Genomic DNA, 12,673 nt, shown 5'->3' with positions numbered 1-12,673 from the left:
TCATTAATTGTCTGACCGGATCTTCATAAGGCTTTCCATAAAAGTTACCTCGCTTGCTATACTGTTGTGAATCTCGCGCAAACCCGCATCCGGATCATCCAGTGCTTTTGAAACCCTGTCTAAGCAATGAGTATACCTAGAAATTTTATATAAGTAATGGTCAAAGGCCGAATGAAACTCGTCCTCCGCCCTATTATTGCCAAAGTCAATCGATTTCAATTTCTCATTCAGGTTATTGGCTTCCAACTCCTGCAATCCAATAAATTTATTAAGCAGCCTTTCAATGTCGTTGTTTATATAGACATGTTCACTCTCGTCCAAATCCTTCAGTTTGTCCTCCAAGGAATAATCGAGGTCGATTAAGGCCGTCGATGTAACATTATAGGAGTGCTCTATTTTGTAGTCCATTAAAGATTTAAAGGTCACATCGTGTATAAACCTATACTTTTTTTCTCTACTTACAGAGTTGTTGATATTTTCCAGCCAAACCAAATTTCCTTCTTTGTCGTCTGTTTCGTCTTCTTCTATGAAAAAGTCCCTGTTTATGTCAGAATTAGGAAAGTGCAGTACGTCATCCTTGAAGTCATCTATTTCAAGAGAGTACTTTTTAGCGAGTTTTTCCTCTGCTGCAGATATGCTCCTAAAAACATTGTACCTTAAATCATCCATTACAGAATCAAGATCCTTAACCACCGATGATGCATAATAAACCCGTTTTTCTTTTTGTACCAAATAATCACACCACAATATCCTCTAGCACTTAATTATATTTAAAATTAATGTTTAAAGCAGACTAACTTACCATTACGGATTGAGCCCCATATATCCCGCGGGAAAGCCTCGGATTTGAACGGTTTTCCTTCAAGAAATAATCTCTCAAAACTATAACGTTTCTTGTTTGAAACCTTAACTCTATAAATCTTTATTCAATAAACTTTTGTTTTTAACTCTTCTTTCTTAGCATCGTTTCTTTTCCTTTCTCTTTTAGTATGCTGTTCTTATCCATATTCAAAATTAATACCGCCTTTTTATATTTATCTAGCTATATTTATTTTGTAAATTGTAAAACGTTTATCGGTTTTCATATCCGATCTTGCGAAGCGGAAATTCCCATCCACTTGCTTAAAGATTGCAGATGGTTGCCGGTAAATTTGAAATATTGATTAAAAGATTGGTCGATACAAGGTGCTAAAATAGTAGCAATAAACCTGTGGAATCCAACCGATGTGGGATTCTACACAGCAATAATAATCGCTCTGCTTTTAGGATTCGTACATGGGATAACCCCCGATGAGCACACATGGCCGATAACCTTCTCTTATGCTGTAGGAAGCTACAGCACGAAAGGAGGAATGAAAGCAGGATTCATATTTTCAAGCGGGTTTACCCTTCAGAGGTCAATTTTATCAGAAATCGCTTATTTCGCACTGGCAGGAATATTCATGACAGCTACAGCATTTGGCATTACCTATGTATTTGTCGGTCTTGCTATGCTGGCGGCAGGGATTTACATAAAGAATAAGAAGATTTACCCCCATTGGCATTGGATAGAGGAGAAACTTAGCTATATGGTAGGCATACATAAGAAAGGGAGCAAATCCCATCTTTTGGAAGAGGAGCATGTTCTGAATCCTCTAAATACAACTGATTCATCACCACAATTGAAAGCAGTCCCATCAAAATTGGCGTTCCTTCACGGCCTTATAGCAGGTTTTGGATTTGGAGCATTTGCGCTGATAATATATACAGTCCTTTCGCCCGCGATGCCAAGTCCTTGGGTAGGGTGGGTCCCCGGATTCATGTTCGGGATAGGCACAATGATAATGCAGATACTGTTTGGGGCAGGATTCGGGAGATGGCTCACAAGTGCGAAGAAACTTACTCAAAAAGGGATAGCTTTTGTCGCTAGGACCATAAGCTCCGATGTCCTCCTTTATGGGGGATTAGCTTTCATGGTGTCGGGTTCCTTGATCTTGGAATTTCCCTGGCTTTTGACTTACGATATTGTGACTCCGCTTAAGATACACAATCTTCATGATCTTGGGATAGGGTTCTTCTTGGTGATATTCGCAGTAATAATAATCGGATTTCTTTCATATATAAGGGCTGTAAAGATTGCGGAAAGGTCCAAAGATCTTCACAGATAGAATTTGTATAAAATATTTATAGTTGGAAAATATTATCCTCTATTATTTTCAAGTATACAAAAAATATTATATTATGTAAATTTGTACACGTGACTTGCCTATCTTTTTATATATTACACTGTTTATTATTGTCTTCTAAAAAAATCCCAATTATTCTCTTTCTTTGAGTACCTATAAATTCCTTCAATATTGGCTACCAAATAAGCAAGCATGAAAATTATATACCTAGATTTAGATTTAATTTTAGATACATTATAAAACTCATGAAAATTCGGAAATGCCCATCCTCTTTCCATATCAACAGCATTAAAAAATATTCTAATATAATACCTTAATCCTTTATCATAGTGAGCTTCCCTTTCTTTGGCTGAATTACCTCTATCTTGGTTAATAGCAAACGAATAATCCTCATGCCGTATCATATCTATTTTATACCCATCTAATCTAAAATGTGCTGTCCTTTCGACATCTTCACCATAATTAAGGCTTTTCCATCCAACCTTATAATTATACTTTACTAAGCTTAAATGGCCAATTCCTATTTTATTTCTGTACTTGTGGCTAACAAAATCAATTATGTAATCAAGGTATCTTGGCAAATATATTGTATCGAAATCTATATAAAATGTAAAAGAATTAGGATTAGCTACTTTTAATATTTGATTTAAAGCCAATGATCTACCCTTACCTCTGTTACATTTGACCTGCTTTATATTAAAAGTCATATTTTTGTATTTATTGGAATTTGATATTAGCCATTGATAAGTTCCATCCGATGAAAAATTGTCAATTATAGAAAAATAAAGCTTAAACTGTTTAGTAAGGGGATATAATGAACTTATACTTTTTTCTATTATATCTCTGTTATTATAAACTGTTCCATATACATATAATGTTTTCATATATATCCTTAAATTATTTTTAAAGGTTTGATAAATTTAAATTGTCAGTAATTCATGAATCATTAATATATACAATTATTTGGTATAGGACGCTTATAAAACCTTATATTATGGGATATTTACAAATTAAAATGATATTTAAGATTCTCAAATTCTGCTATTTTGGCCAATTAAAGGAAAAAGTCCAAAGTTGGAGGTAACCAAATATAACTATTTATCAGTTGGTTACTCAATTTATAGGGTTTTAAAGGATAAGGGTCACTTAATCATATCTGAAGGAAACCCTGTTATAGATGTATCTGAGCCTATTGAAGGAAAGCCTAAATTTTACAGGAAATTTAGCGACTACTTCAAGGAAGATATAAGGTACAGGACATGGAAGGTTTTAATGCCAGTAAGGCATGTTACATTTGAGACTTTTTTCAAGATATTGATGGAACGTGGATTTGCATTGTATAACTATATTGACTCCAATCCCATTAAGTCTGGCAGGAAAGTAGATCCGAAAGCCTACAGCATAGCAAGCAAAGTGCCTTAATTAATAGTATTCGATCCGGTAAAGCTTTCGAGCAAGGCCATGAAGCGTATATTTGGAATAAATATGTCCATTAGAAAACACAATATAAATAAGAAATATAAAATCATCAGAGAATAAATAGATTATTGGGGCAATTAGAAGTTTTGTTAAGCTTTTCTTTTACGGATAAGTCTTTCAAATAAAGGATTTATCGTTGTTATATCGAATTTTTTCAATTTATCTTTGTCTAATTTATAATTGATTTTTCCAGAAGCTATATCTACTATTGCTTCTGGAATAGAATTTAAACTTTTAACAATAGATATCTCTTTTACCTCATCTGGTATTGGGGTATAATCAGGCAGCAAAGGTGGAGTTTCAAGGAATGCGCTTTCTATCGTGGTTATACTTAAGCCCTCACGCTCGCTCATATTCAGGAAGCACATTGACCTGCGAAGTTCATTATAAAGCCATAATTTGGTTGCATAAGGCTTTCTCATTTTTATGAAATCGTAAGAAGATGCAAGATCGCGGATATGGGTTTCTTCAGGACCTGAGCCTATGATAATGCCCTTTATATTTGGATTTAGCGAATGTGCCTTGGCCACAGCATCAATCCACAGGTCCAATCTCTTTTCCTTTATTAGCCTGCCTGAATAGACCACAGATGTATCCCTTTTTGATTTCTTGACACGGATTTTTAGGTCTAATACCGGAGAAAGTATTTTGATTTTATTAGGCTTTATCCCAACAGAATTCAGCTGGCTTGCGGTAACAGACGAATTTGCTACATAATAATCAGCACCGTGAATAGCATTTTTTGCATAGCGATATGCAGCAGTGCCTTTTAAAGTTCCAAGATAACCCTTCCAGCGCTTTAAATCCCATACCTCAGCAACATCAAGTGCAAGTATGCAATTGTGCGATCTGCAGTAAGATTTTACATATTTCAAATGCAGATAGGGAAAAGTATTTGCATATATAAAGTCAAAGTTGTAATCTTTAATAGCTCTAGGCAAAGCCCTTGCGAACTTCATTGCAAGTTTTATGGACCTGCTGCCCTTAGAAGTATAAAGATCTTTTACAGAGGCCTTTGCAACAGTAATATAATGTATTCCTTCTTTATCAAATTCCTTTTTCATCTTTTCAAACTGAAGGCAGAAGCAGTAAACATCATTCTTTTCGGAAAGATTTTTCATCTCTAAATATTGTATCGACTCCATGCCTCCCTTTACCCAGGGATATGCAACGTCAGATACAAAAGCTATTTTCGTCATTTAATACCTTGATTGATTTTAAATGAATAATAAAAAATAAAACATCAAAATCCTAAATCCTTTACCATTATACGCTTATTGCTTTTTGCCTTCGACTTTTTACTCTCTTTCCAGCCATAAATCCCAATCCCAATTGTTGCGAAAAGTGCAGCGAAGCTTACAATCCATGCAACATCTGCATCCGTCTGCAATGTGTAATACAAAGTAATCGTGTAGTTACCTGTTTTATTAATATACCAGGCATTAGCAAAACCATTGACTGCAATATGGTATTTTGAGGGGATAGGTTTTCCATTGATATACGCATGCCAGGGGCTTCCATAGGTTTCCCTAAATACAAGATAAAATGGCGTGGTTGCATTTCTTACCTTGACAGTTATCTGAGTCGGATTATTGTAATTAAACTTTATTTCTGGCTCTTTGAAATTAGGTATACTACTTGCATTGATTGTATCGCTGTCATTGTAAAAATCTGGAATATGTGTAATATATACAGAATCAGTTTTAATATCAAATGACTGATTTGTTATTGACTTAATTAATCCACCATCAGAAGAATTGCCTATATTATAGATATTTGTAGTATAGATAAGTGGGACATAATCCAAATTTTCATATATGGATGTATTTGAATATCTTTTAACAAATTTTATATTGTAAGTATTGTTTAAATTTATATATACCTCATTTAGGTTAAAGGGATCATAATAATTTTGGTCATAAGGGCTACTTTCTAATGCATTGCCCTGGACTAAAATATATTTTATCCCTAAGATTCCAAAAATCTGTGATATATAACTATCATTTAATTTATTATTATCTATTTCTGATGATACATCGTCATAAAGATATTTAGTTACAGGATAAAATATCTCAGATTGTGCTATATAACCTCCAGTATAAACAGGTTTGTTTATTAAGTAAGAATATATATTGGTACCTGTATACCAAGTATCTAAGTACTGAAATCCTGCAGCAGAAGGTAAAATGCCTACATTGAAATATCCGCTTTTATTATTTATGTAATTGCTAACCAAATATACATGGTTAGGTATTTTAACATAAAAATAATTGATATTTGTATAAGGTGTTATATCATTATAATAAAATAAACCTATACTAATTAGTATAAATATTAATATTCCCCAAGTAAAAATTAATTCCCTATTTTTTAAATAGTCTCTATAGAATATAATTGTGGCCGAAGAGAAAACACTAAGTACGAAACCCATTATATATGAAAATGACCCATCTCCTGATCTTATTGCGTATAAAGATTTAAAGTTCAATATAAGAAATTTGAAGATACCTCCAAACGGCTTATAAATGGTATTGTAAAAGAAAGTTATTAATATAAAGATTATCAATAAAGAGATTATTATAGTAGAATTTGGACTATGCTTTATTTTATTTAGGTATATTAATACACCAGATACGGAAAGTGCAAATAGAAGTAATTTAAGAGTAAAAATTACAGGATTATTTGAAAAAGGTAATATTTGCAACGCATAAAGGATATTACTTGTCGCAAATGGTTCTGGTAACGAGCCCATGAACGAATAATAACTTATATTAGCTGATTTACTTATCGATAGTAAATAAGCCCCATAAAATATGATTAAATTTATCAATAATGCAATTACAAAAGCTAAAAGTAATATAAAAAATAGGTTTAATCTTTTATCTTGTGTAAAAATAGGTATGACTATTATTAGTAATACAAATAATATAAAATCAGGAATTAAATAATTGTAACCTCCAAACGTAAATAAAAATGAGGCACTAATAATTAATCCGAACAGAACAAGCGAATTATTTTTTAATTTATATGTTTTATTATTAAAATTTCTTAATATCAATAAAATAAACAAGAAACAAAAAGGCAAGAATGATGATTCTCCACCAATAAAAGGAAAAAATATTAATGTACCTATAAGGCTGCTTGTGATACGGATATAATAACCACTTTTTTCAAATAACTTATAAAGAAATATAAACATACCTAAGCTACCTATTAATAAAAAGACTATATTTTCTAAGATATTGGCTAGTATACCATTTGTAATTGCTAAAGGCAAAACCAACAAACTATATAGATAATTCAAGGGACTTATCATACCTCTTTGTATAACCCCACTATAATCCAAATTATTATAAATGAAAAAATTATTATACAAACTATTAACATATTGATTAAATGAATAAGTAAGGCCAATAAATGGGGTATCTTCATGTACAAATATACTATTTTTAAATTCAAATATTGGTTGAGCTATTGACAGTGTGATAAGTATTATTACCACTAAGTAGATTGGTATTTTCTGCTTTATATTATCAAATTCAGAATTAATCTTCAAAATAATCACTAGCCATTTAAAAGTTATTGCCTACAAGTATTAATAAATTATAGGAAACCTAAAAATAATTATTATAATCAAAAGATTAATAGAATAATCTTAAAATAAGGTAAATTTTTTATGAATAAGAAAAAACTAAATGTTGTACAGTTGCACTCTGTAATATTTAAGGGTGATGCGGTAAGTAATATAATGCTCGCAATAGATAAAATTAATAAAGAAAACAACTGGAGCAGTTCCTTAATAGCAGATTTATTTAGTGAATATAAAGGGATCCCTGTTTGGGCATCTGCAGATTATAATAAATCATCTTATATATCCGGAATACCATACCTTATCAGTAGATTTATACGATTAGACAATAAAACTAAGTGGTTAAAAGAATACTTAAACGCTAAAAAAGAATATAAGCCAAACGTAGCTAGAAATTTAATAGAAAAGGCAGATATAAGAATATGGCATTATGGCGCTTTTTACACATTATTTAGGTATTTCCATGAAAGAGATATACTATTTTATCATGGTATAACCTATCCATATTTAGGATATAATTCAGAATTTAATATATACTCCAAAACAATGCTTCAATCTATATTAGATATGAATCCTTTTGTTATAGTACAAAGTCAGTTTATAAAGCAGAGCATTGCTGATTTGGGCTTTAAGTCAAATAATATCTATATTTTGCCATTATTCCATAAATATAAGTTACCTTACCAAGAAAGGTATACAAAGCCGATCCATTTAATAAGTTGGGGAAGGTATGCTTTAAACAAAGGGATCCCAGAGTTGGTGAGAGCTTGCAACCAATACAAAATCCCAATAAGAATATTTGGAGATAATTATCAAACAAGAGAATTCAAAGACGAATATAGAGAAGCCCTTAGATTTAACGTAAATAATTATGCGACCTTATCAAGTAAAATTGATGACTTTGAGAATGAGCTAAATCCAGCTACTATATACATAAGCAATTCCCATCATGAGGGTTTTGGGATGCCCCTTATTGAGGCAGAAGCTCACAGCCTCCCTGTCTTAGTAAGAAAAGGAACTGCAATGGATGAATTAGTAAAAGATGGATATAATGGATATTTGTTTAAGGATATAAATGAGATTCCAGAGTTAATAAACAAAATAAAGAAAAATTATAAGCAGATAAGCTACAATGCATGGAAGCATAGCCAAGGATTTAGCTATGAAAATTTCAAAAAACAATATTTGAAAATAATAAATAAATACTTGGAATATAAAAAGACTAATATAAAATAGAAATTTAGAATTTATAAAAAGGTGTTAAAAAATGGAAAAAACCCCTAATTCAATAATAAAATTAAAAGAGCAAAATAAGAATAATCCAATCATATCAATAATTATAACTGCTTATAATAGAAAGCAATTTCTTAAATATGCAGTGCAATCTGTTTTAAATCAAAATTTCCCAAAACATAATTATGAGATAATTATAGTAAAGAATTTTATTACAGAATTTGATAAAGAATGGATTAGCAAAGGAATTAAAATTATATATAAAAAAGAAGGTTCTGTAGGGCAATTTTTAGCATTGGGAATCATTCATTCAAAAGGAGAAATAATATCTTTCTTAGATGATGACGATACATTTGAAAGAAGAAAACTTAAAGTGGTAAGTGAAATGTTTTCAAAATATAAAGATTTAGTATATTATCATAATGATTTTAAGGTAAATTATGAAGATAAATATAACAAACCACTTAAAATGCCCAATATAAACATAAAGAGGTTCATACCTACTTCAAGTAAAAGGTATATTTATAAGTTTGTTCTATTCGGATATTATTTCAATTTAAGTTGTGTCAGTATAAAAAGGCAAATTTCCATAAATAATATAGATTATATTAAAAAGATTATTACTGATCCTGATGATTTTTTTGGATATCTCGCAATGTCGATTAAAGGCAAAATTCTATGCGATAATTTAAAATTAACAAATTACAGGATACACAAAAATAATACTTCAAGGTCAAATCCTTTTGGAAGGAATGGGCATTACGATAGAGAGTATAAAATGTATCATGTTTTATTTAAGGATTTCTTACTGAAAACAAATCAAAAAATTGCTTTAAAAGCTTTGTATTCACGTGCTATAAGAAATGAATTAGATTATAGAGTTCTAAATTCAAAAGATATAAAAATTAGCAAACTAATGGATTATGTTAAAAATTTCTCCATACCCTATTTAATCTATTGCGGTAAACTAGATTTATTTATAATACTGATTATATTGAATAGGATAAGCAAGTCAAAGGCTCAAGCAATCTTAGTTGAAAGAGAAGGGCTAACAGTTTAGTTAATTTATAAATAATTTACTATCAGTTTAAAAGTCGATAAAATTGATTTAAGTTGATAACATGTGAATGACGAAGATTTAAACAAACTTTATGCAAGCAATAATCTTAAAGATATAATAAATTTTATGACTTTTTAAAAGTAAAGAAGAAATAATAGAATGGATGAAACACCGACCAAAAATGATGCCTAATTTAATTGAATTAAATAAAGATGCCGACAATTATGCAATTGTTGTAATACCAACAATTAATTCAAATGGAAAATGGCCAAAAAAGTGCAAGTAGATTTTTGATGGATTACATATAATATTTGCTGAGAATCCAGATAAAAACCAAATCCCTATTTCAATTATGCCTTTTCGGTAAATACAGGAGTAAGCAAGGCTATGGAATACAATCCAAGGTGGATAATAATATCAAACGATGACATGTTCAAAATTGATGATGTATCAAAATTGATAAATGAGTTAAAAGAAAGTGAAAACTATGATACATTATTCTTTCCTAAATCTAATGCTTATTCTAATTATGAGGTTTTAGCAAAACCAAGATTAATAAATATCTTTAGATTGTTTTTCTATTTGAGAAGGAATTATAAATTAATTGAGAATAAATTAAAGGTAAAATTTGAAACTTTGAATCTTAAAAGTAACGGTTTTTCTATAAAAATTTAATGTACAAACAGTCAATAAGAATAAGGCACCTTCAAGGCGTTTTCTTGCCATCAATGCAAATTTTATTAAACATATTGATGGTAGGTATTTGATGATACATTTATAAATGGTCACGAAGACACGTGGTTGTACTATAAGTATTTACAGAATTGCAATTTCAAACTAAGCAATTTTAATATTGGTATATATACAGGGAGTTCATTAGGTACAGGAATAAATAGATGGTTTAGAGAAATTGCAAATGAAGCATACTTTGAGCATCTTATTGAAGAGGATACAAGCAGAAATACAAAATAAGCAAAAATTAAAAGTTTTCCAAAAGTACCTACTGCTAAATTAACATAAAATAACCAGATAAAAGGATATTATTTAAAATCTTAAACTACAAATGCAAAATGCTTTTGATGAAATTAAATTATAAAAGGTAAAGCAAAATGCCGGCAGCAAGTTCAAAATCCGATAAGATACGCAAGCTGCCGGCAAGCAGAACTTCCCGCATAAGGATTGAAAGCGTAAACAGCAAGATTTCCAAATACTTCTACTATATAGCGACTGTTGCGATAATTGGCATCGTGATCTCCGCCCTTGGAATAACCAACGGATACTTTCATTATTTCAACTACAAGGATTACTACAGCAGCGAAGTGAAGGTATTCAGCCCGTTCTATTACCTCGGATATTTGGGTATATTCCTGATCATAGCATTTGCTCCTCCTCCCGATTACCTATTAGTGCCGTTCTATGGGTATTTGGCATCCCTGAACTACTTTAACGTTTATTTGGTATTCATTGTTGCGGTGCTTGCGATGATGTTCCTTACCGCAATCGAGTATTTCGGAGGCAGATTTGCAGGAAGGCCTCTCCTTCTAAAGGTGCTTTTACATGTCGGCATTACGGAAAGGGACATTTCAGTTGCTGATGACTGGATAAGCAACCACGGAATAGCCTCCATATTCATTGCCACATTCGTCCCGTACTTCAAGAATGTAACTTCGCTTGCAGCAGGGACCCTGAAGATGAATTCTCTCAAGTTCTTCATCACGAATGCCGTTGGATTCTCGCTGAGATTTGCAATACTTGTCTACATAGGGTATGAGGGCATCAACGTGTTCCTGCCCTCTTTTGACGTGGAATTCCGTTCAATACTATACTTGATAGCAATAGCAAGTTCGTTGATACTTGCATATGCAATCCTTGTGAAAGCATTGCACAACCAGGATAAGGAATCTTCAGCCATCCAAGGGTAAAAAGCTTGCAATAGCTACATGCAAAACAAGGCACTATTTTTGGCATTTGATAGACGGAAATCGAATGCATAGCCAAAGAATCATATAAAAGGGAACGTTTATATTTTTTTAATTTAAAAACATATCGGTGGGAAAAATGGAGAAAACGGTTTTTAATGGGTCTGTTAAATACATCCAAGTTATGGATGAGAATGGAAACATCGACAAAGATCTATATCCCAAGGACCTTACGGACAAGGACCTTGTCGAATTATATAAATACATGAACCTAGGCAGGGAAATGAGCGACAAGCTTGTCGCATTGCAGAGGGCGGGCCTTATGCCAACGATAGTCCCTATTTACGGAGAAGAGGCAACCCAAGCGGGGAGTGCATACGCTCTTACAAAGGATGATTGGATAATACCAACATTCAGGCAGCACCTTTCACTTATAATAAAAGGGGTGTCAATATATTCAATATTCCTTTACTTCAAGGGATACGAGGAAGGATTCCAGCTCGGTGCGGTAAACAATTCGGGACCGGAGATAGCGCCGGTAGGTGCAGGAATACCTCATGCTGCGGGAGTCGCATTTTCATTGAAGTACAAGAAGAAGCCCAATGTCGTGCTTACCTATGTAGGTGATGGAGGAACATCCGAAGGCGATTTCTACGAGGGGATGAACTTTGCGGGCGTAAACAAAGTCCCTTTGGTAACAATAATAGAGGATAACGAATGGGCGATATCAGTCCCAAGGAGCCAGCAGACAGCTGCGGAGACACTGGCGCAGAAAGCATTCGCAGTTGGGATGGACACGATACAGGTTGACGGAAACGATGTCCTTGCGGTATACAAGGCGACGAAAGATGCGATTGACAGCATAAAGAAAGGCGGCAGGCCATACATAATAGAGGCATTGACATACAGGATGGGAATGCACACTACGGCAGACGACCCAACCAAGTACAGGCCGGAATCCGAAGTTGACCCTTGGAAGCCCAAAGATCCTATAACAAGGATGAAGAAGTACCTTGTTTCGAAGAAGCTTTGGAACGATGACATGGAAGCGAAGATGAAGGAAGAGCACAACAAGCTTCTTGACGATGCCATGGACAAGATCAAGGAATTCAAGCCGGATCCAAAGTCCATATTCGAGACCGCATTGAGCTTTATGCCTGATTCATTGAAAGAGGAGGAGGACGAAGCAGTCAAGAATAATTTCTGGCAGTGAATTTTAATAGGTGGA

The 12,673-nt window shown here is 32.7% G+C and carries 11 protein-coding genes; 7 read left to right on the top strand and 4 right to left on the bottom strand.

Annotation, left to right across the window (positions count from 1 at the left end):
• Positions 1-3: 3 nt before the first annotated feature.
• On the bottom strand, positions 4-732 hold the full coding sequence (locus tag Mia14_RS02780) for a hypothetical protein (protein ID WP_088820146.1): 729 nt from the start codon (positions 730-732) through the stop codon (positions 4-6).
• Positions 733-1,226: 494 nt separating this feature from the next.
• Between Mia14_RS02780 and Mia14_RS02775 the strand changes: the two genes are divergently transcribed.
• Positions 1,227-2,147: a hypothetical protein gene (locus tag Mia14_RS02775; protein WP_232780205.1), complete on the top strand. Its 921-nt coding sequence runs from the start codon at positions 1,227-1,229 to the stop codon at positions 2,145-2,147.
• 125 nt (positions 2,148-2,272) lie between these two features.
• Here Mia14_RS02775 and Mia14_RS02770 read toward each other — a convergent pair whose 3' ends face one another.
• Positions 2,273-3,049, bottom strand: a complete 777-nt coding sequence (locus Mia14_RS02770) for a glycosyltransferase family 2 protein (RefSeq protein ID WP_088820144.1) — start codon at positions 3,047-3,049, stop codon at positions 2,273-2,275.
• Positions 3,050-3,239: 190 nt separating this feature from the next.
• Here Mia14_RS02770 and Mia14_RS02765 point away from each other — a divergent pair, with 190 nt between their 5' ends.
• A complete protein-coding gene (locus Mia14_RS02765; RefSeq protein WP_088820143.1) occupies positions 3,240-3,587 on the top strand; it encodes a hypothetical protein in 348 nt (115 codons plus the stop codon).
• A gap of 146 nt (positions 3,588-3,733) precedes the next feature.
• On the opposite strand, the gene Mia14_RS02760 is transcribed toward Mia14_RS02765, so the two are convergent.
• Both Mia14_RS02760 and Mia14_RS02755 read right to left on the bottom strand, forming a co-directional pair.
• Complete coding sequence (locus Mia14_RS02760) at positions 3,734-4,843, bottom strand: glycosyltransferase family 4 protein (protein WP_088820142.1); 1,110 nt, start codon at positions 4,841-4,843, stop codon at positions 3,734-3,736.
• Positions 4,844-4,887: 44 nt separating this feature from the next.
• Positions 4,888-7,200, bottom strand: a complete 2,313-nt coding sequence (locus Mia14_RS02755) for a hypothetical protein (RefSeq protein ID WP_124216889.1) — start codon at positions 7,198-7,200, stop codon at positions 4,888-4,890.
• 120 nt (positions 7,201-7,320) lie between these two features.
• Here Mia14_RS02755 and Mia14_RS02750 point away from each other — a divergent pair, with 120 nt between their 5' ends.
• The 5 genes from Mia14_RS02750 (at position 7,321) to Mia14_RS02730 (ending at position 12,658) form a co-directional block, all read left to right on the top strand.
• On the top strand, positions 7,321-8,469 hold the full coding sequence (locus Mia14_RS02750; RefSeq protein WP_088820140.1) for a glycosyltransferase: 1,149 nt from the start codon (positions 7,321-7,323) through the stop codon (positions 8,467-8,469).
• A gap of 31 nt (positions 8,470-8,500) precedes the next feature.
• Entirely contained in the window at positions 8,501-9,526 is a 1,026-nt protein-coding gene (locus tag Mia14_RS02745; protein WP_088820139.1) for a glycosyltransferase family A protein, read from the top strand.
• A 387-nt stretch (positions 9,527-9,913) separates the two neighbouring features.
• Positions 9,914-10,201, top strand: a complete 288-nt coding sequence (locus Mia14_RS02740; RefSeq protein ID WP_088820138.1) for a hypothetical protein — start codon at positions 9,914-9,916, stop codon at positions 10,199-10,201.
• A 434-nt stretch (positions 10,202-10,635) separates the two neighbouring features.
• The gene (locus Mia14_RS02735) at positions 10,636-11,448 is read left to right on the top strand and encodes a DedA family protein (RefSeq protein WP_088820137.1); all 813 of its coding nucleotides are present in this window, start codon (positions 10,636-10,638) and stop codon (positions 11,446-11,448) included.
• A gap of 136 nt (positions 11,449-11,584) precedes the next feature.
• On the top strand, positions 11,585-12,658 hold the full coding sequence (locus tag Mia14_RS02730) for a thiamine pyrophosphate-dependent dehydrogenase E1 component subunit alpha (RefSeq protein WP_088820136.1): 1,074 nt from the start codon (positions 11,585-11,587) through the stop codon (positions 12,656-12,658).
• The last annotated feature ends 15 nt before the right edge of the window (positions 12,659-12,673 follow it).

The organism is Candidatus Mancarchaeum acidiphilum, assembly GCF_002214165.1.
GTDB lineage: Archaea > Micrarchaeota > Micrarchaeia > Micrarchaeales > Micrarchaeaceae > Mancarchaeum > Mancarchaeum acidiphilum.
The sequence above is the reverse complement of the archived record's forward strand: the minus strand, read 5'-3'. Positions and strand labels throughout refer to the sequence as shown.

Coding starts and splice junctions, on each gene's coding strand:
- Mia14_RS02770 (WP_088820144.1), bottom strand. CDS start 3,049: ATGAAAACATTATATGTATATGGAACAGTTTATAATAACAGAGATATA.
- Mia14_RS02760 (WP_088820142.1), bottom strand. CDS start 4,843: ATGACGAAAATAGCTTTTGTATCTGACGTTGCATATCCCTGGGTAAAG.
- Mia14_RS02750 (WP_088820140.1), top strand. CDS start 7,321: ATGAATAAGAAAAAACTAAATGTTGTACAGTTGCACTCTGTAATATTT.
- Mia14_RS02745 (WP_088820139.1), top strand. CDS start 8,501: ATGGAAAAAACCCCTAATTCAATAATAAAATTAAAAGAGCAAAATAAG.
- Mia14_RS02740 (WP_088820138.1), top strand. CDS start 9,914: ATGGAATACAATCCAAGGTGGATAATAATATCAAACGATGACATGTTC.
- Mia14_RS02735 (WP_088820137.1), top strand. CDS start 10,636: ATGCCGGCAGCAAGTTCAAAATCCGATAAGATACGCAAGCTGCCGGCA.
- Mia14_RS02730 (WP_088820136.1), top strand. CDS start 11,585: ATGGAGAAAACGGTTTTTAATGGGTCTGTTAAATACATCCAAGTTATG.